This window comes from Vibrio mytili, from assembly GCF_049563345.1.
GTDB lineage: Bacteria > Pseudomonadota > Gammaproteobacteria > Enterobacterales > Vibrionaceae > Vibrio > Vibrio mytili.
Genome location: NZ_CP110482.1, coordinates 204,744 through 223,457 on the forward strand (window position 1 = coordinate 204,744; position 18,714 = coordinate 223,457).

Annotated in this window: 17 protein-coding genes; 10 read left to right on the forward strand and 7 right to left on the reverse strand. The window is 45.0% G+C overall.

Annotation, left to right across the window (positions count from 1 at the left end; all coding sequences use genetic code 11):
- Positions 1-7: 7 nt before the first annotated feature.
- A complete protein-coding gene (locus ONE56_RS14615) occupies positions 8-865 on the reverse strand; it encodes a hypothetical protein (RefSeq protein WP_423840913.1) in 858 nt (285 codons plus the stop codon).
- Between the two features lie 488 nt (positions 866-1,353).
- Between ONE56_RS14615 and ONE56_RS14620 the strand changes: the two genes are divergently transcribed.
- The 5 genes from ONE56_RS14620 to ONE56_RS14640 are packed head-to-tail and all read left to right on the forward strand — an operon-like array spanning position 1,354 to position 5,071.
- A complete protein-coding gene (locus ONE56_RS14620; RefSeq protein ID WP_041155854.1) occupies positions 1,354-2,145 on the forward strand; it encodes a transporter substrate-binding domain-containing protein in 792 nt (263 codons plus the stop codon).
- Positions 2,146-2,159: 14 nt separating this feature from the next.
- A complete protein-coding gene (locus ONE56_RS14625; RefSeq protein WP_423840914.1) occupies positions 2,160-2,828 on the forward strand; it encodes an amino acid ABC transporter permease in 669 nt (222 codons plus the stop codon).
- A gap of 11 nt (positions 2,829-2,839) precedes the next feature.
- The gene (locus ONE56_RS14630) at positions 2,840-3,490 is read left to right on the forward strand and encodes an amino acid ABC transporter permease (protein WP_041155856.1); all 651 of its coding nucleotides are present in this window, start codon (positions 2,840-2,842) and stop codon (positions 3,488-3,490) included.
- The gene (locus ONE56_RS14635) at positions 3,477-4,205 is read left to right on the forward strand and encodes an amino acid ABC transporter ATP-binding protein (protein WP_041155857.1); all 729 of its coding nucleotides are present in this window, start codon (positions 3,477-3,479) and stop codon (positions 4,203-4,205) included. Before ONE56_RS14630 ends, ONE56_RS14635 begins: the two co-directional genes overlap by 14 nt.
- A 47-nt stretch (positions 4,206-4,252) precedes the next feature.
- Complete coding sequence (locus ONE56_RS14640; RefSeq protein WP_331438706.1) at positions 4,253-5,071, forward strand: MurR/RpiR family transcriptional regulator; 819 nt, start codon at positions 4,253-4,255, stop codon at positions 5,069-5,071.
- A 58-nt stretch (positions 5,072-5,129) separates the two neighbouring features.
- On the opposite strand, the gene ONE56_RS14645 is transcribed toward ONE56_RS14640, so the two are convergent.
- Positions 5,130-5,924, reverse strand: coding sequence for a YSC84-related protein (locus ONE56_RS14645; RefSeq protein ID WP_041155859.1), 795 nt, complete (start codon positions 5,922-5,924; stop codon positions 5,130-5,132).
- Positions 5,925-6,126: 202 nt separating this feature from the next.
- Positions 6,127-8,496, reverse strand: a complete 2,370-nt coding sequence (gene ppsA, locus ONE56_RS14650; protein WP_041155860.1) for a phosphoenolpyruvate synthase — start codon at positions 8,494-8,496, stop codon at positions 6,127-6,129.
- A gap of 339 nt (positions 8,497-8,835) precedes the next feature.
- On the opposite strand from ppsA, the gene ppsR reads away from it, so the two are divergent.
- Positions 8,836-9,669: a posphoenolpyruvate synthetase regulatory kinase/phosphorylase PpsR gene (ppsR, locus tag ONE56_RS14655; protein WP_041155861.1), complete on the forward strand. Its 834-nt coding sequence runs from the start codon at positions 8,836-8,838 to the stop codon at positions 9,667-9,669.
- A gap of 117 nt (positions 9,670-9,786) precedes the next feature.
- Here the strand turns inward: ppsR and ONE56_RS14660 are convergent, their stop codons facing one another.
- Positions 9,787-11,043, reverse strand: a complete 1,257-nt coding sequence (locus ONE56_RS14660; protein WP_415679269.1) for an adenylosuccinate synthase — start codon at positions 11,041-11,043, stop codon at positions 9,787-9,789.
- Positions 11,044-11,152: 109 nt separating this feature from the next.
- On the opposite strand from ONE56_RS14660, the gene ONE56_RS14665 reads away from it, so the two are divergent.
- A complete protein-coding gene (locus tag ONE56_RS14665) occupies positions 11,153-12,019 on the forward strand; it encodes a LysR family transcriptional regulator (protein WP_041155862.1) in 867 nt (288 codons plus the stop codon).
- 43 nt (positions 12,020-12,062) lie between these two features.
- Here ONE56_RS14665 and ONE56_RS14670 read toward each other — a convergent pair whose 3' ends face one another.
- Positions 12,063-12,983: a LysR substrate-binding domain-containing protein gene (locus ONE56_RS14670; RefSeq protein WP_041155974.1), complete on the reverse strand. Its 921-nt coding sequence runs from the start codon at positions 12,981-12,983 to the stop codon at positions 12,063-12,065.
- A gap of 148 nt (positions 12,984-13,131) precedes the next feature.
- On the opposite strand from ONE56_RS14670, the gene hisC reads away from it, so the two are divergent.
- The 3 genes from hisC to ONE56_RS14685 all read left to right on the forward strand — a co-directional run bounded on the left by hisC (position 13,132) and on the right by ONE56_RS14685 (position 15,582).
- Positions 13,132-14,223 carry a histidinol-phosphate transaminase gene (gene hisC / locus ONE56_RS14675; RefSeq protein ID WP_331438731.1) on the forward strand — a complete coding sequence of 364 codons (1,092 nt, stop codon included), beginning with the start codon at positions 13,132-13,134 and terminating at the stop codon, positions 14,221-14,223.
- Positions 14,224-14,237: 14 nt separating this feature from the next.
- Positions 14,238-15,011, forward strand: coding sequence for an ABC transporter substrate-binding protein (locus ONE56_RS14680; RefSeq protein ID WP_041155863.1), 774 nt, complete (start codon positions 14,238-14,240; stop codon positions 15,009-15,011).
- Between the two features lie 178 nt (positions 15,012-15,189).
- On the forward strand, positions 15,190-15,582 hold the full coding sequence (locus ONE56_RS14685; protein ID WP_423840915.1) for a ribosome recycling factor family protein: 393 nt from the start codon (positions 15,190-15,192) through the stop codon (positions 15,580-15,582).
- Positions 15,583-15,692: 110 nt separating this feature from the next.
- On the opposite strand, the gene ONE56_RS14690 is transcribed toward ONE56_RS14685, so the two are convergent.
- Both ONE56_RS14690 and ONE56_RS14695 read right to left on the reverse strand, forming a co-directional pair.
- Positions 15,693-17,099 carry a nucleobase:cation symporter-2 family protein gene (locus ONE56_RS14690; RefSeq protein WP_331438713.1) on the reverse strand — a complete coding sequence of 469 codons (1,407 nt, stop codon included), beginning with the start codon at positions 17,097-17,099 and terminating at the stop codon, positions 15,693-15,695.
- A gap of 283 nt (positions 17,100-17,382) precedes the next feature.
- On the reverse strand, positions 17,383-18,615 hold the full coding sequence (locus ONE56_RS14695; protein WP_423840916.1) for a urate hydroxylase PuuD: 1,233 nt from the start codon (positions 18,613-18,615) through the stop codon (positions 17,383-17,385).
- Positions 18,616-18,714 lie beyond the last annotated feature (99 nt).

Sequence of the window (18,714 nt, forward strand, 5' to 3'; positions counted from 1 at the left end):
TTGCCTCTTAATTCATCTCAAGCGTATGTAACTGGCTCTTTTCAAAATAGTGGACACCGAATGCCATGCCACCACTCTTGGCTTTTCCTGTCGGATCGCCCGGAATTCTAATTGTAAGTGAAGAACCCTTATCGTCGATGATTTGTGCATTGCTATATGCCAAAACATTGGGGCTGACTAAGCCGGAAATTTTACTGCCAACAATAAACAAGCTGCCAACTTTTGCAGAAGTTCCTTTTTTAGGTAATTTCCCACGTATATCTCGGCTGATAATCTCGAGAAGCTCATGAGCGCCGACACGCAACTCTTTTGCCACTGTATCAAGCGTTGCTGGAGAGGGGGCTTGGATATGTTCACTTTGGATCGTCGTCGGTAAATGGTAGTAGTAGCGGCCTATCCAGTCATCTTTTTCCAACTGTAGTGCTAACGATAAACGATAAACGTCATCATAGCACTCTTCGATAAAAACAATCGGGTAGAGCGTATAGCCGAATTTGTTGTCGCCGTTAGCGGCTTGTTGTAAGTCATCATGTGTTGCCAATTCACCCTCCACGATGTCGTAAATGCGCAATGGTTGCATTTGTTTTTCGTATTTTTCCGCAGCGCTGTCTTTCACGTAGTCGACCACCATGTCGGTCACGAATGGAACAGGAACAACTAAGCTGGCGAAGAACTCGGAGGTTTGATCTGCATGCACAAAGAATAAGTGTGAATGGCTAAATTGTGCAGAGCCATCAGGCAACTTTGTAGGAAAATCCTCTGCCACTTCAATCTTGGTGATGTCATTTTGAGGGGGAGGGGTTGGGGTTTGAATTGAGACACAGCCGCTAACGCTCAACACAATAATCATAAGTAGTAACTTCAAGGACGAACTCCATCGTTAAACATACAATGTGAGATGCTCTTTTCCTTTTCACTGACTCGCTGTCCCTAACCATTCCAAGAGTAGTCTCGCAAGGTATTGGTATAAAAGCAGAGTAGTGCTCAATAAGAAATACTCACAGTAATTAAATTTAATAATCATTATTTGTAATTAAATCAATTAGTTGATTTTTATGATGAATGGTTGAACCAAGTATTCTCCGACTTTTAGTCGACAAAAAGCCACTGTAAATATTGTCTTGAATGGCATCAGTGATTAGGCGATCAACCCTGCATCTAGATTGCACCATCATGGTTCGGTTCTGCACCAGTAGTTTTGATTGACGCAAGGTTAAAAATAGTCAAATTAGTCGGCTGTTTAACTAACTATTTGAAAATAAATAATATTTAATTTGCGGCTCGGGTTGGCTCAATCGTTGCAAAGGTTTGATTAAATGTTTCAAACGTTTCATCGTTAAAAGGAGATTTACCATGAAATTTTTCGCAGCGGTATCAAGTGTGGTGATGTCAGCTTGTCTGATGTTCGGTGCCAATACAGCTCATGCTGATCAGTTAGAGTCGATACAACAGAAAGGAGTGCTTAAAGTTGCTGTCCCTCAAGACTTTCCCCCTTTTGGTTCAGTTGGGACCGATCTAAAACCTCAAGGTTACGATATTGATATGGCCAGCTACCTGGCTGAAAAACTGAACACTAAGCTGGAACTGATCCCGGTCACTAGTGCAAACCGTATTCCCTACCTACAAACTGGGAAAGTGGATTTGGTAATTTCGAGTATGGGCAAAAATGCCGAGCGTGAAAAAGTGATTGATTTCAGTTCTGCGTATGCTCCGTTTTATTTAGGTGTCTTTGGTGCCGACGGAGAAGCGGTGAGTAACGCTGAAGACCTCAGCGGTAAAATCGTTGGTGTGACTCGTGGCTCAGTAGAGGACTTGGAGTTAAGCAAAATTGCTCCTAGTGATACGACGATTAAACGCTTTGAAGACAACAACGCTACGTTGTCGTCTTTCTTGTCAGGTCAAGTAAGTTTGATAGCGACGGGCAATTTAGTGGTGACTGAAATTGCAACGCGTTACCCTGCCAAAGCACCACAGACTAAGTTCTTACTCAAGAATTCACCGTGTTACGTCGGTGTCATGAAAGGTGAAGACGCGCTACTGAAAGAAGTGAACCGTCTTATCTCAGAGGCGAAAAACGACGGTGTATTAGAGAAATTCTCTCAAAAATGGCTAAAAGCCCCATTCCCTGCCGACCTCGGCGCTTAACTTAAGGATGAAGAATGAGTTATCAGTTGGACTTTAGCGGTTTGACGCCTTACCTGCCACAATTTATGGCAGGTTTGGGTACCACCGTCGAACTGACCTTGATCTCAACGCTTGGTGGGCTGTTACTCGGAACACTGTGTGCCGGTGCAAAAACCAGTCAGGCAAAGTGGTTGAAGTTTGTATGTACTTGTTACATTGAAGTGATTCGAAATACTCCCTTCATTGTGCAGTTGTTCTTTATTTTCTTTGGATTACCTGCATTGGGAATCAAATTATCGGCATGGCAGGCTGGCGTGATCGCTATGGTGATTAATCTTGGTGCGTACTCAGCAGAAATCATTCGAGCAGGTATTGAGGCAACGCCTAAAGGGCAATGGGAAGCAGGCAGAACGTTGGGGTTAACGCGTATGCAGATTTTTACTCGCATCGTTATTCCACCCGCTTATCAGCGAGTTTATCCAGCAATTGTAAGTCAATGTATTATTGTTATGTTGGGCTCAGCGGTTGTGTCTCAAATCTCGGTAGAAGACCTAACTTTTGCAGCGAACTTCGTTCAATCCCGGAGTTTCTTGAGTTTTGAGTCTTACATGGTAACGGCTGCGATTTATTTAGCTCTCGCCATTATTATGCGCCAGATGTTTGCACTGGTGAAGCGCATCACATTTAAAAACCCTTCATTGTAGGAGCGCAAACTATGGTTCAGTTTACTGATTGGGATATTTTCCGAAGCCTGTTAATGGCCGCACGCTGGACAATAGCGTTATCATTGATTGCCTTTGTCGGTGGTGGGTTATTGGGGCTATTTATCACTCTGCTGAGAAATACACGACACTCCATTTTTACTGGGGTCATAAAACTTTATGTCGAGATATTTCAAGGCACACCGTTGCTGATGCAACTATTCTTAGCGTTTTTTGGCTTGTCATTGTTAGGGATAGAAGTGAGCGCATGGACTGCGGCGGTCTTGTCACTGACTTTGTTTAGTAGCGCATTTTTCCACGATATTTGGCGTGGTTGTATCGAGTCTTTACCAAAAGGTCAATGGGAAGCATGTCGGACGTTGGGTTTAACTTACCTACAAACAATGCGATACATCATAGCCCCACAGGCGGCAAAGTTGGCGATTGCCCCTACCGTTGGTTTTTCTGTTCAGATCGTAAAAGGAACGGCACTCGCATCCATTATCGGTTTTGTTGAGCTTACAAAAGCGGGCACCATGCTCAATAACGCCACCTTCCAGCCGTTCAAAGTGTTCGCGCTGGTTGCTCTACTTTACTTTGCTATTTGCTTTCCTCTTTCTGCGTTAGCCCGATACTTGGAGAATCGAAATAATGTCGCTCGTTAGTGTTGAACAAGTCCATAAATATTATGGTGATAACCACGTACTAAAAGGTGTTGATCTTAAAATCAACCCAGGTGAAGTTGTATCGATCATCGGCCGAAGTGGGTCGGGAAAGAGTACGTTACTACGTTGTATGAATGGTCTCGAAGACTACCAAGAAGGTGTCATCATTGTTGATAGTCAATCCGTCGAAAATGACGATTATAAACTGCGCTTGTTAAGTCGTAGTGTCGGCATGGTGTTTCAGAGTTTTAACTTGTTTCCGCATATGACGGTCGGAGAAAACGTCATGCTTGCGCCGAAACTGGTGTTAAAAAAATCCCCTAAGGAGTGCGAAACGTTAGCGAAAGAGTTGTTGGAAAAAGTCGGATTGGCCGATAAATTTGATGCGTTTCCGACCAATTTGTCCGGTGGTCAACAGCAACGTGTTGCCATAGCTCGTTCTTTGGCAATGAACCCAAAAGTTCTTCTATGTGATGAAATTACCTCCGCGCTCGATCCGGAGCTGGTAGGCGAAGTCCTTAAAGTACTCGAACAACTCAAAGCTGAAGGCATGACACTGATTCTGGTTACACATGAGATGAACTTTGCTCGTGATGTGGGTGATCGAGTGGTGTTCATGAACCAAGGAAAAGTTTGGGAAACTGGTTTAAGCGAAGAAGTATTTGCTGCGCCTCAAACGCCTGAACTAAAGAGTTTTCTCTCTGCGGTTCGTTAGTCTAGCTTGTTTTTATTCCGGTGAGAACAATTCAAAATGGAGTCAGCATGACCAATACTTATCACTTACTGAGTGAGCGTATTACACAGCAGTATTCACGTTTAACCGAGAGTAGTCGACGGGTTGCCGATTATCTGCAGCTTAATCCAGAAAAAATATTGATATTGTCGACTTCGGAGATCGCAGAATCTTGCTCTGTATCTAAAGCCAGTGTTAGCCGCTTTATTCGGCAGCTTGGTTATGATGATTATGTTGCACTCCGTCAAGAGTTGATGCAAGCGCGAGACAAGGGAGTGCCAGTAATGACTTCCAAAATCGAAAACCCGGAAATTCAGCATGACATGAAAGCGATCGAGCAGTTGTGGTCGCAGTTATCCAGTCTAGATATCAGTGAGCTGGTTGACTCCATCGCCAGCGCAAAATGTGTGAAAATTATTGGTTTTCGCAACAGCTACCCGTTGGCGATGCACTTTAGGCAACAGTTGATGCAGTGCCGTGATCATGTTCAGCTCCTGCCTCTGCCGGGTCAAACCCTTGGGGAAGATCTGGTTACGCTATCTGGTGATGACTTCGTCATTATCATCGGCATTCGTCGACGCATTGCGAAGTTTGACAAAATTATTGAGCATTTAAAGGGGAAACGCTGTTTGCTGATTACGGATCAATCAGGACAAAAGTACACAGAATCTGTGACCCATTCTTTGATTTGCCATATGAATAACCAAGTGCCTTTAGACAGTTACGCGGTTCCAATGAGTCTGATTGCGTATTTGGTCAATCATGTCTATCGCTACTTAGGTCCAAGCGCTGCGGCACTTAGCCGCAGCATTTCATTAAGCTACTCAGAAATGAATGAAGTTGAGTAGTAGTTGACGTTGAGTGCTGGTTATACCTTCAACTCAATTGATTGGAGATAGACATCGTTTATTGAACGTTGGACTCCGATACGTTAGTCAACTCCTCATTGACCCAGTATTTTGAACCAGAAACGTTTGCATCAATGAGCAAGCCTTTAGAGTTGAGTTGATAAACTGCGACACCATTATTGAAATGTGCGGCTAGCGATTCTGCTTCTTCACCTGCTACTGCCGATGCTTTGCTCGATGCTTCCCAACCGTCATTAATAAAAGAATCGAAGTCAGCCTTGTTTTCAAACAAAACCACTTGCTGATAAAACTCGCCGCCAGCACCCAGCGCAACACCCATACCAAACATGTTCATGTAGGTCCGTTGGCTGGTCTCTTTGTTGACCGCAACACCGGATCCTGAGTTTGTGTGAAATAACAAAGACAAGGCGCGTGAATCAAACACGGCGTAACCATAGGCGCTGTCGTAAATGGCTTTTGCTTCCGGTTGTTCGTTGAACAGTTTGAAAAGGGTACTGTCTGCCATCAAGTCAACTGCTTGGCGGGCTTCTTCCGGTGTATCGCTCTTCATCAACTGATCTATCTTTTTGTCCGCGATATCGATCCACTCTTTACTTTTTTCAATGCTGGCATCCGTCCACTCACCAGCGGTGTTGATTGCTTCTTCGGACCAGTTCATGAAGTCTTGCCATGCTTGTTTGGAGAACGTCTTCGTGTTGTCCCATGCTTCTTGCGCACCTTCTGCAACCGCTTCACCGAGCTCCGACATTTTTTCAGAAATCTTGTCCCAATCTGCATGAGCAGGAGAGGAGAGTAATATCAGCGTGGTTAAGGCAACGATTGTTTTTTTCATCGACTCAGTCTCTAGTGGAATGGATTTATATTTATTCTAGGTGAAAATAGCAGCGGAAACATGGATTACATTTTCACTATGACAAAAAAATCACGTACTTACGTAGTTTTGACACGTAAAGATAAAACGAAAAAGCCTTCAAACCGAAGTTTGAAGGCTTTGTTTCTATTTGGCTTTTTCTACCAGAGAATTACTTAAGTGATTACTTGCTTACTTTGCCAAGCTGTAGCCATGTATCAATTACGGTATCTGGATTGAGCGACACTGAGCTGATGCCCTGTTCCATTAACCATTCGGCTAAATCTTCGTGGTCAGAAGGACCTTGACCACAAATACCCACGTATTTGCCAGCCTTGGTTGCCGCGTCAATCGCCATTTGCAGCATAACTTTAACCGCAGGGTTGCGCTCATCAAATAGGTGAGCAACATCGCCAGAATCACGATCTAGGCCAAGCGTTAGCTGAGTCATATCGTTTGAGCCGATTGAGAAGCCATCGAAGTACTTCAAGAACTCATCAGCAAGTACTGCGTTTGAAGGCAGCTCGCACATCATGATGACTTTCAGACCTTGGTCGCCACGACGTAAATCGAATTTTGCCAGTAAGTCGATGACCGATGCGGCTTCGCTTGGCGTACGAACAAATGGGATCATGACTTCAACGTTCTTCAGACCCATCTCATTACGAACACGTTTGATGGCTTGAGTTTCTAACTCAAAACAGTCTTCAAACACTGGTGAAATGTAACGAGACGCACCACGGAAGCCCAACATTGGGTTTTCCTCATGCGGTTCGAATGCTTTTCCGCCAACCAAGTTGCTGTACTCGTTCGACTTAAAGTCCGACATACGAACAATCACGCGTTTTGGCCAGAATGCCGACGCGATGGTGGCAATGCCTTCAGTTAGCTTGCTGACGTAGAAATCGATTGGATCGTTGTAGCCACGGATACGCTGCGTGATTTCCGCTTTGAGTTCATCGCTCTGAGCATCAAAGTTCAACAGCGCTTTCGGGTGAATACCGATCATTTTGTTGATGATGAATTCAAGACGTGCAAGACCAACCCCTTCGTTTGGAATTTGTGCAAAGTCGAAAGCGCGATCCGGGTTGCCCACGTTCATCATGACTTTGGTCGGTAGTAGAGGCAGTTCTTCTACCGAAGAACGTTTCACTTCGAAATCCAAGTCGCCTTGATAAACGTAACCTGTTTCTCCTTCAGCACACGATACGGTGACAGTCGTGTTATCGCTCAGCTTGCTGGTAGCATCACCACAACCTACGATTGCTGGGATGCCAAGTTCACGTGCAATGATCGCAGCGTGGCACGTACGACCACCACGGTTGGTTACGATCGCAGAGGCTTTCTTCATGACTGGTTCCCAGTCTGGGTCTGTCATGTCAGTCACTAATACGTCACCGTCTTGAACCAATGACATTTGGTCCAGAGAATCGACTAAACGTACGGGACCTTTACCAATACGTTGACCGATAGCTCGACCTTCAATTAATACGTCTGCTTTGTTATTGAGCTCATAACGTTCAATAACGTTCTTCTCGTTTTGAGAACATACAGTTTCTGGACGAGCCTGCACAATGTACAGCTTGCCATCAATACCATCTTTGGCCCACTCAATATCCATTGGACGTTGGTAGTGCTTCTCGATGATCATCGCTTGTTTTGCCAGCTCTTTGATTTCTTCATCGTTGAGAGAGAACGTATTACGCTCTTCATCCGAAGTATCGATGATGTCGACTTGTTTACCGATCTCTTGATTGGCGGAGTAAATCATTTTGATCTGTTTAGAACCAAAAGTTTTCTTCACTATCGGATGAGCACCGGCTTCCAGCATTGGTTTGTGAACGTAAAACTCATCTGGGTTGACGGCACCTTGAACGACCATTTCACCGAGGCCCCAAGATGACGTAATGAAAACAACTTGATCGAAGCCTGACTCGGTATCTAGCGTAAACATGACGCCCGACGACGCTTTATCAGAGCGGACCATGCGTTGAATACCGGCTGATAGAGAGATACCACGGTGGTCAAACCCTTGGTGTACACGGTAAGAGATAGCACGGTCATTAAACAGAGAAGCGTAAACGTGTTTCGTCGCTTCCATTACCGCATCAATCCCTTGGACGTTTAGGAAGGTTTCTTGCTGACCAGCAAAAGAGGCGTCTGGTAAGTCCTCTGCGGTAGCAGAAGAACGTACAGCAACTGAAAGTTCCGGGTTACCTTCAACCAATTCTTGGTAGTTTTCGCGGATTTCTTGTTCGAGATCCGCAGGGAAAGGCGCGTCTAATACCCATTGACGGATTGTAGCGCCTGTCTTACGCAGAGCGTCCACGTCGTCAACGTCCAGTTCATCGAGTAGTTGGTGAATACGCTCATCCAAACCTTCATAATCAAGGAATTGATTAAACGCATAGGAGGTTGTCGCAAAACCGTTTGGAACCGAAACGCCAACGTTAGCAAGGTTAGATACCATTTCACCAAGCGAAGCGTTCTTACCGCCGACTTTGTCGACATCATTCATGGATAGACCATTGAACCAGAGGGTGTTCTTTTGCATGTCTTTCTCCAGCAACATTGCAGCTTTTGTAGGGGACTTAAAACAACCTAAACACGTACCCGCTCGCTATATAGTTATAAAATTCACAGACAGTGTGACAACAGATTGTGTAACCAGAGTAACGAGTTACAGTAACCCATAATTCACTATGTGCGACTTTTACAGCACAATTTTCGACCAGTCACGTTCCAGGTTGAGTTCAAAGGCAAACGATTACATTCTGGCTAAAAAAATTCGGGGGAATTTTCAAAGCTGTGGGGAACCTAACTGAAAGCCAAATCAATTTATTAATATTATGTTGTCCATCCTACTCAAATGAATTTTAAATATTAAACAAAAATGCAAAAAAATAACCAAAGTCGTGATGTGTTCTATGTTTCTGATGGAACGGCCATAACATGTGAGACATTGGGCCATGTTGTCCTGGGTCAATTTCCGTTTGTTCCGAGTGAAAAAACCTTTCCTTTCGTAGAAACGCCAGACAAAGCGTTGGATGTTATCAAACAAATTGAAACTTCCTATCGCCAAAATGGTGTCAAACCTTTGGTGTTTTTCTCTATTGTGGTTCCACAGGTACGGGAAATGCTGCTGGCTACCCCAGCGTTTAGTTATGATGTATTGGAAAGCATCGTGCAAAAAGTGCAAGACGATATTCAGATGGCACCAAAACCTAAGTTGCAGCGTTCGCGTAGTGTGGGTAAAGATTCCGATACTTATTTCGACCGTATCGCTGCAATCGAATACACTTTGGCGCATGATGACGGCATTACGCTTAAAGGTTTGGAGCAAGCCGATATTATCCTGCTGGGTGTTTCTCGTAGTGGTAAAACGCCAACGAGCTTGTATATGGCGATGCAATTTGGTTTGCGCGTTGTGAACTATCCGTTTATTGCAGAAGACGTGAAGATGCTTCGTCTTTTACCAGAATTTGAAATCTATCGGCACAAGTTGTTTGGATTAACGATTAACCCAGAACGTTTGACTGAAATTCGTGAGAATCGCTTATCAGGCAGTGATTACGCGAGTCAAGAGCAGTGTAAATTGGAGTTGGATACGGTTGAAGCGCTGTTCAGAAGGGAAGCAATCCCTTATATCAATACCTCGTCCTTGTCGGTAGAAGAAATTACCACGCGTATATTAGAAAAGGCAGGCATGAAGCGTCGATTATTTTAACTGTCTCGACAGCCCAATTTTCTCTACAGAGTAAGGGACACAAAAAAAGCGGCTTTACCCCGGAAAAGATAAAAGCCGCTTGCCAACTGACGAGTTAACGTCTTATTGCATAATCACTTATCGCATAATCATTTGTTCGCGGCCTGGGCCGACAGAAACCATTTTCACTGGAACGCCCATTAGCTCTTCAATGCGCAGAACGTATTTCTGCGCAGCTTGCGGTAATTCTTCAAATTGACGACATCCCGTAATATCTTCACTCCAGCTTTCCATTTTTTCGTAGATTGGTGCGAGTGAAGCCGTTTGAGGCCAAATTGGGTTTTCACTGTGATCGCCTTCGTAGCCGACACAGATTTTCAGATCTTTTAGGCCAGTCAGACAGTCAACTTTGGTCAGCGCGATTTCAGTTGCGGCTTGCAGTTCTACGCCGTTCTTCGTTGCTACTGCGTCAAAGTAACCCATGTCACGCGGACGACCTGTGGTTGCGCCAAACTCACCAGCGAGTTCACGGAAAGCGTCTTGCTCTTCCATCGCTGTGATCAACGTGCCAGTGCCAACTGATGAGCTGAATGCTTTTGCTACTGCGATAACACGCTCAGGACGAAGTGCTGGTAAACCGCTACCGATACCAGCATACATAGACACAACGTTTGACGAGGTTGTCCACGGGTATTCACCGTAAACAAGGTCACGACCCGCGCCTAACTGTGCTTCGAACAACAACGTTTTGTCTTGTGCTTGTAGATCTTTTAGTGGCAAGGTCACGTTACAAATAGAGTCGCGCCAAGGTTCAGACACTTCTAACAGCCAGTCAGCGAGTTCTTGGGCTGTTTGTTCGAATTCGAACGTAGGGTAGAGCGCGCGAAGTTGTGGCAGTTTCCAATCCATCATGAATTGAAGACGTTCAACCAACACTTCAGGTTGTTGTAGCCAACCGACAAGGATGCCTTTTTTCATCACACGGTCACCGTATGCAGGTGCAATACCTTGACGAGTAGAACCGTATGCTTTGTCGCCTAAGCGTTGTTCTTCTAGTGTGTCTTCTAGAGAGTGAAGAGGAAGACACAGGGTAGCGCGATCTGAGATACGCATATTTACGCTCACGCCCGCTTCTTGGACTTCTGCGATTTCCTGAGATAGCAGGGCAGGGCTAATCACCATGCCTGGACCTAAAACAGCAATACAATCTGGGTTAAATACGCCGCTAGGGAGTTGGTGCAGTTTGAACGTGCCTAGGTCATTCACCACGGTGTGACCCGCGTTGTTTCCACCTTGGAAACGAATGCTTGCAGAAGCTTGCTCTGCCAAAAAGTCTACGATTCGGCCTTTGCCTTCATCACCCCAGTTTGCACCTACAACAACAATTGACGACATAATTTACCCTCCAAAAACTGATGCAAAAATCTTAAGGTGTTCGCCATGATAAGAGAAATTAATTATACTGATTAAGTTGATAAGGTTTTCATATGAGGAGTGGCAAAACATGTTGGATCTTAATTGGCTACGCACTTTTGTCACCCTAGCTGAGGTGAAGCACTTTGGTAAAACCGCAACAGAGCTGCATATGACTCAGCCTAATGTAAGTCTTCATATCAAGCAGTTAGAGCAGGCGACTCGCACTAAACTGATTGAGCGCAACCCGGTACAATTGACTCAGGCAGGAAAACGACTGCTGTACACTGCGCAAGATATGCTGAATGAACTACAAATTTGTCAGTCTGATATAAACGCAATCAATGATCTGACTCAGGGGACACTGTCTATTGCAGCCAGTGACATTGTTTCGCGCTTGTTATTGATTAAGCCCTTCCAGAAGTTTAAGAATGAGTACCCGGGGATTGATTTAGCCTTGTTTAATACCACGTCTTATCAGGCGGTTGACTTGGTAAAAAGCGCTCGCGCAGATATCGGGTTTGTGATCGCGCAGAAAGAAAGCCAGCCATTGCACTTTACACCCCTCACGCAGATCCATTGGTGTGCCTTTGGCGACAATATTTTTGAGTGGCAGGAAAACAAACAGGAAAACCAGACCTTAATTTTGTTAGGTCATGACACGCGCACTCGAGAGTTGATTGACGCGTCCTTACCTGAGTTAGGTCTGCCGAAGCATCGAGTCATGGAAGTGGGGAGTGTGGAAGCTCAGATCGATTGGGCGGAAGCCGGGTTCGGTACTGCGATCGTTCCAGACTTTTCTCTCGACCCGAGACTTAAACTATCGCGAGTGCTCACACCGTTGCCAAGCTTTCCCAACACAGATTTTGGCTATATTGTTCGTCAGAATCAGGTGCTCTCCAAAGCGGCCAAACAGTTGTTGCTTTGGGTAGGAGAGAATGTCTCGGAAGTCAGCTAGGCGTACTGATTGTTTGGGAATATCTATTGTTTAGAAATGGCCGTTAGTTAGGAATATCGGCGGTTATCTGGGCACTCTGTTCAGATAACCAAGTCGCAAACTTGCCGACCATCGTATTGTCTTCATGTTTGGGGAGTAGCAAATGATAGCTGTTACCTGACGCGACATAACTGTCGAAAGGTCGAACTAATCGTTTGAGTTTTAAGTCTTGTGCGGCGAGGGTGATGTCGCCGATTGCGATGCCAAACCCTTGCTCAGCGGCATTGACGGCTTGGTCTAATGTAGCAAAAGTTTGATTCCCCCTGCCTTGGATATTGTGATGACCGCGAGCTGCCAACCACATCGACCAGTCCGATTGTTCGGTGTTCGCATGTAACCAAGTACAACGCTTAAGAATTGCAATCTCATCTAACCCTTCTTGCTGGGCTTTCTTCGTCATGTTTTCCCACCATTGCGGTGCGCAAACTGGCGCAAGCACTTCATCAAACAGCACGACTTGGTCCATTTTTCTGCTTCGAATGGGCTTGCCGTAGGTAATGAGCAGATCGAAGCTGTCGAAATTAGGAATCACTTGGTGTTTGGTGGTCGACGTTAATTCAATGTTTACGTCGGGATACGCTTGCTGAAAGTTAGCAATATGGGTGAGTAACCATGAAGTGATACAACTTGGGGCGCTGAGTTTGATTCGGTTCGCGCTATCGATAACTTCACGAATCGAGGCTTGTAAGCGTTGAATAATATCTTCAGCTAGTGGAATAAACTTTTCGCCTTCTGGGGTGAGTGCTAGGCCTCGAGCTTGACGATAAAATAGAGTCACACCCATCAAGCTTTCAATCGACTGGATTTGTCTACTGATGGCACCCTGAGTCATATTGAGGGCTTCGGCAGCATGCGTGAAATTCAAGTGTTGTGCCGTGGCTAAGAAGGCTTGCAGATTTTTTGTGGAAGGAAGTCTCGTGTTCATGTTCATACCCATGCATTTTTTGCATGGCTAGTATGCCTTTATTTCGATTTAATCCAAAGTGCTTTTTGACTATTTTATTACTCAAAGAGATATTTAATTTACATTGGTCGCAATGTAATGACTATTTATTCAGTAAGAGGTTGTGGTTATTATGTCATTAGCTGAGAAGCTTGCTCCTGAGAACATAAAAAAATTAATACCATACCAGTCCGCAAGACGTATTGGTGGCACGGGACATTTATGGCTTAACGCGAACGAACTCGAAGAGCCTTTATTGTTTAAACCTCATCAGTCGCCATTGAATCGCTATCCTGACTTTATGCCTCATGATATTGCCTCGGCTTATCAGGCTTACTGTCAAACGCGACAGCCCACGTTGGCGGTGCGTGGTGCCGATGAAGCGATAGATTTACTTGTGCGTACGTTTTGCCAGCCGGGTAACGACGGCATCGTGACGTGCAGCCCGACTTATGCGATGTATGAGTTTTGCGCCGAGTCATTAGCCGTTGAAGTGATCGATTGCCCATTGCTTTTACCCGACTTTGAGCTCGACGTGGATAGTGTGGTTAAAGCCGCTGAGCAAGCGAGTATTGTGTTTTTATGTTCGCCAAACAACCCAACTGGCCAGTTGTTGAGTCGTGAAAAGGTGATAGCAGTGCTGGAACAAACCCAGCAGAGTGCGCTTGTGGTTGTCGATGAGGCGTACATTGAGTTTGAGCTGAGCCAAAGCATCGTTGATCTGGTTGAGCAATATCCAAACTTAGTCGTCATACGTACTTTGTCGAAGGCATTTGGTCTTGCGGCGGTACGATGCGGTTTCATTATCGCTCAACAACCAGTGATGGATTTTGTCAGTAAATTGATACCACCTTATCCAATGCCAGACAGCTCTGCAGAAATCGTTCTGCAAGCTTTAAGTCCAGAGGGGCTGGAGAAGGTAGCGAGCCACACCGCCACCTTAATTGAATCTCGCCAACGCTTTATTGAGAGAATTCAACATCTTGAATGGATAGATACCATTTATCCTTCGGATACTAACTTTGTGTTAATTCGTACTCTGCCGGATGTTGATCTTTTTGAATATTTACGTCAACAAGGCATCGTAACACGTAATCAAACCCATGAACCAAGCTTGCAAAACTGTGTCAGAATTACGATTGGTACTGAACGAAGTATGCAAGAGGTGGCCCATGCAATTTGTCGTTACACCTGCGAACTGACACCATCTACTGAACAATAATAGGGACATTACACATGAACAAACTGCTTAGCGTTTTTGCTTGTACCGCTGCACTTCTTTCTACGCCTTTGATGGCAAAAGAAGTGCGTTTAGCTTCTGATTTTACGTATCCGCCATTTAACTATAAAGATGCGAGCGGGACTCCGGTTGGCTTTGATATTGAAATTGCTGACGCACTTTGTAAAGAAGCAAAGTTAGACTGCACTTGGGTATCACAAGGTTGGGATTCCCTGATCCCGAGTTTGCTTGCGCGTAAATCCGACGTGATCATGGCTTCTATGCGAATTACGGAAGACCGTAAAAAGCGTGTGTTGTTTACTGATAAATACTACCAAACACCAGCACGATTTGTGGCGAAAGCAGACAGCGGTATTGAAATCACCAAAGAGGGCTTGAAAGACAAAGTCATCGGAGTGCAAACCGGTACGATTCATGACATGTACGTGACGGACAAGTTCGGCTCAGTTGCCACTATCAAGCGTTATTCTGGTCAGGATGAAGTCTATCTTGATATGGCGAATGGTCGTTTGGATGTCACGTTTGGCAACTCGGATCAACTTGCACTGGCATTCTTGGACAAAGAGGTGGGTCAGGGCTTTGATTTTGTTGGTGCAGCAGTCACAGATAAGGCCTACATCGGTGAAGGTACAGCGCTAGCACTACGCAAAACAGATAAAGAATTAGCGGAGAAGTTTAATCAAGCGATTAAAGCGATTCGTTCTAATGGCACCTACGATAAGATCGCAGCGAAGTACTTCTCTTTTGATATTTATGGTGAAGAGTTGTAAATACTTACTATCACTGCTTACCTAAAAGATGAATTGAACAAGCCTATCTTGCTTAGCAAGGTAGGCTTTTTTTGCGTCGTTTTTACTCGTATTGATATTACGAAATCGGCTCAACTGATGAAAAATCGAAACGCAGCGTCTAAAATGGTTCTCCATGTTTGTTGGTAGTAAGCCTTCTATGAGTTCAAATACACTAACTATCCCATTGCCTTCATTGATCCACCGTATTGGTGGGGAACACGCCAAGCGAGCGAAAGTCATTGCGCTGGAGAAAGGGTGTGAGTTGAAGCGAATTCGGCGATCCAGAAACTGGCAAATTTCTGGTGAAGCTCTGAATTTGAAGAGGGTGCTTGATCACCTCAGCGTGGAAGAGTCAGAAGCGTTCGGATTTATGATCAGTAAACTGGAAGTTGGCTTGTCAGCGCACCAAGACAAACTGGAACCGCTAGAAGAAAAACTGGTGCGTTTAGTATTGCAGAACTCGAATATTACCCTGGCTGAGTTAATGGCTGAGACCAATTGTACGATTGCTCAAGCTCGTAGCGCGCGTTTTGAAGCAGAATTGCTCTAGTTCTCGAGGCGTTTGCAAATCCATGCCTTATAAATAAACGCACGACTCCAAATGATGAGTTCATCACCGGAGTCGCGGTCAAAATATTTTTCTACGTCACTTTACACAGCTTACTTTTCTAATGCGGGTTTTGACAGTCGGCCTTTTGCCGCGTTATTTTTAGCTTCAGGGTTTTCACTTTCGGCTTCTGGTTTTGGTAGTACTAAAGTCATGACAATCGCTGCAATACCACTGGCGGTGACTGGTGACCCTAATACGCTTTGCATGATCTTAGGCATGCCTTCGAGAATTTCAGGCACTAACATCACGCCAAATCCGATACCGAATGAAACAGCCAAAATCATCAGGTTTCTGCGGTCTAGTTCTTCATTTGAGATGATCTTAATACCGGCTGCCGCTACGGTGCCAAACATGACGAGTGTTGCACCGCCAATGACGGGTTTAGGAATGGTTGTGAGGATTGCTCCGATGAGCGGGAACAAGCCAAGTACACACAAAATCAACGCAACAAAATAGCCTACATAACGGCTCGCAATGCCTGTTAGGTGAATCACGCTGTTGTTCTGACTGAACGTGGTGTTTGGGAAAGTATTAAACACAGCGGCTATCAACGAATTGACGCCATCACCTAAAATGCCAGCTTTGATGCGTTTCAAGTACTGTGGACCAGAAACAGGCTGTTTAGTGATAATACAGTTCGCTGTAATATCGCCAGCTGACTCAATCGCTGTGATGGCATAAATGACAGCGATTGGCACAAAGGCAATCCAGTCAAAGTCGAAGCCATACTTAAATGGTATCGGCACACTGACCAAAGGTTGATTGAATGCACCGTCAAAGTTCACCATCCCCATCGCTGCGGCGATGACGTAACCTAAGACCATTCCAATCAATATGGAAGAAAGCCTCACCATCAGGTTTTTAGAGCGGTTTAAAACAATGATCGTCGTGAGTACGACTGTCCCTAAAGCAAGGTTGTTCCAAGAACCAAAGTCGGGCGCGTTAAAACCACCCGCTAAGTCCGTCATCCCTACTTTAATAAGAGAAATACCGATGGTTGTTACCACGATGCCTGCAACAACGGGTGTGATGATGCGTTTGAGTTTGCTGATAAACTGAGAAAGAATGATTTCGATAAAGGCACCGACAAAGCAAACACCAAATATCATTGCCAAAATCTCTTCCGGTCCACCACCTTGAGATTTAACAATGAAACCTGCGGCCAGTACGGAACTGAGAAAAGCGAAACTGGTCCCCTGAACACACACTAACCCAGCGCCAATCGGGCCGATACGGCGTGCCTGAATAAACGTACCCACGCCCGATACGATTAACGCCATACTAATCAGATACGGGACATGCTCTCCCAGTCCGAGTACCCCACCGATAATTAGAGTAGGGGTGATGATGCCGACAAAGCTTGCGAGAACATGCTGTAAACCTGCATAAAGTGCCGCGCCTGTGTTGGGTTTGTCTTCCAACTCGTAAATAAGGTCGCTGGATTCTTGTTGAGACATACTGACTTCCTTGTATTCATTATTGTGTCCTATTATGAATACAATTGAGCAATCTTTGTGCCACAAGTTTCTTGACTGTCTAGTCAAGTTATTACAGGGGGTTAAGTTGTCCGCTCTCAAATCCTGTGGGCATTTTTGTATCGAAATGGTGCAGTTTCATTCAATATAGTGCACTGATCACCTTAAATATCTAGCTAAGTTAGGTTTCATCCATAAAAAAGCCACCTAGGATATAGGTGGCGATAAGTCTCTGAATGATAGGTCAGTTAGCGTCTGAGGCCGATCAGTTCAGCACCTCTTTTAAACGCTTTCTTTCTTCCTCTGTCATTTCTGTTTTATTCAAAAATGGCATGTCGGCACTTTCAACAGAACGGGCCAGAATCCGGGATTTCCAGCGTTCGATATCTTCCCAGCTATCAAAGACAGCGCCACTCGGTGCAACTTTGAATATATCATCGGTGGGCGTAGAGCTGTGGCATTGGGTACAGCGTTCCGTGATGATTTGCTTTGCGATTTTTTGATCATCAGTCAGCGATGCTTGCGAGGTGGCTACTGCTGAATTCTCCGCAACACTGGCGACCGTCTGTTGTACCACGTTGCGACTTGTTGATTGCCAACTTACAGCAACGGCTAAGACTAACATCGCCGCGGCACCGCTAAGAATGACACTCGGTTTATTTTTTCCAACATGTTTAAGGTTAAAGTAGTGACGAATGTAAGCACTGATGATCAGAACAAAGAAGCCAATTAACCAGTTAAGCGGGTGCTGGTAAATCATGGGGTAATGGTTGCTGATCATCAAAAATATCACGGGTAGGGTGAAGTAGTTATTGTGGATCGAGCGTCGTTTGCCTTCTAAACCCGGCGCCGGATCAACGGTTTCACCTGCGGTCACTTGTGCAACCATTTTACGTTGGCCGGGAATGATTTTGTGGAATACGTTGTTGACCATAATCGAGCCAATTAAAGCACCCATATGGATAAAGGCACCACGCCCACTAAATAATTGGGTAAAACCGTAGAAAAATAGCGCGCCAAACGCGAGTAACGCTGCGCTAAACATCACTGTATTTCGGCTTAGAGGCGAGCGCATTAAGGCTTCATAGACCACCACACCAAGTAGAATTCCGCCCACGCCGACACCGACTGCTTGAAGCGAAGTGAGCTCCATCACTCGCGGATCAATCAAATAAGCTTGCGCGTTAAAATAGTACATCCAAATCATCAACGCGCTACCTGTTAGCCATGTGGCGTAAGCTTCCCATTTAAACCAATGCAGTTTTTCAGGGATTTTTTCCGGCCCTACTTGGTACTTGGCAACTTCGTAAAACCCTCCTCCATGGACTGCCCACAAATCGCCTTTGATACCTTTATCTTTTTTCCATTTGGGTGGTGTTTCTAAGTTGTTATCCAACCAAGTAAAGTAAAAGCTAGCACCGATCCAGGCAATGCCACAGATCACATGAAACCATTTGATAAATAGGGCTAACCATTCGTAGAGTTGTGGCCACATCATAATATTCCTTGTTAACTAAAATCCTTGAACTTCATTCTGCTAATGTTGGGTTGTGCTTTGCGGGCTTAGCTAAAGTAGCCTCACTTAAGAACAAGCCGA

Bases quoted from the DNA above. Each gene is read 5' to 3' on its own strand.
- ONE56_RS14620 (WP_041155854.1), top strand. From the start codon at position 1,354: ATGAAATTTTTCGCAGCGGTATCAAGTGTGGTGATGTCAGCTTGTCTG.
- ONE56_RS14625 (WP_423840914.1), top strand. From the start codon at position 2,160: ATGAGTTATCAGTTGGACTTTAGCGGTTTGACGCCTTACCTGCCACAA.
- ONE56_RS14630 (WP_041155856.1), top strand. From the start codon at position 2,840: ATGGTTCAGTTTACTGATTGGGATATTTTCCGAAGCCTGTTAATGGCC.
- ONE56_RS14635 (WP_041155857.1), top strand. From the start codon at position 3,477: ATGTCGCTCGTTAGTGTTGAACAAGTCCATAAATATTATGGTGATAAC.
- ONE56_RS14640 (WP_331438706.1), top strand. From the start codon at position 4,253: ATGACCAATACTTATCACTTACTGAGTGAGCGTATTACACAGCAGTAT.
- ONE56_RS14645 (WP_041155859.1), bottom strand. From the start codon at position 5,924: ATGAAAAAAACAATCGTTGCCTTAACCACGCTGATATTACTCTCCTCT.
- ppsA (WP_041155860.1), bottom strand. From the start codon at position 8,496: ATGCAAAAGAACACCCTCTGGTTCAATGGTCTATCCATGAATGATGTC.
- ppsR (WP_041155861.1), top strand. From the start codon at position 8,836: ATGCAAAAAAATAACCAAAGTCGTGATGTGTTCTATGTTTCTGATGGA.
- ONE56_RS14660 (WP_415679269.1), bottom strand. From the start codon at position 11,043: ATGTCGTCAATTGTTGTTGTAGGTGCAAACTGGGGTGATGAAGGCAAA.
- ONE56_RS14665 (WP_041155862.1), top strand. From the start codon at position 11,153: ATGTTGGATCTTAATTGGCTACGCACTTTTGTCACCCTAGCTGAGGTG.
- ONE56_RS14670 (WP_041155974.1), bottom strand. From the start codon at position 12,983: ATGAACACGAGACTTCCTTCCACAAAAAATCTGCAAGCCTTCTTAGCC.
- ONE56_RS14680 (WP_041155863.1), top strand. From the start codon at position 14,238: ATGAACAAACTGCTTAGCGTTTTTGCTTGTACCGCTGCACTTCTTTCT.
- ONE56_RS14685 (WP_423840915.1), top strand. From the start codon at position 15,190: ATGAGTTCAAATACACTAACTATCCCATTGCCTTCATTGATCCACCGT.
- ONE56_RS14690 (WP_331438713.1), bottom strand. From the start codon at position 17,099: ATGTCTCAACAAGAATCCAGCGACCTTATTTACGAGTTGGAAGACAAA.
- ONE56_RS14695 (WP_423840916.1), bottom strand. From the start codon at position 18,615: ATGATGTGGCCACAACTCTACGAATGGTTAGCCCTATTTATCAAATGG.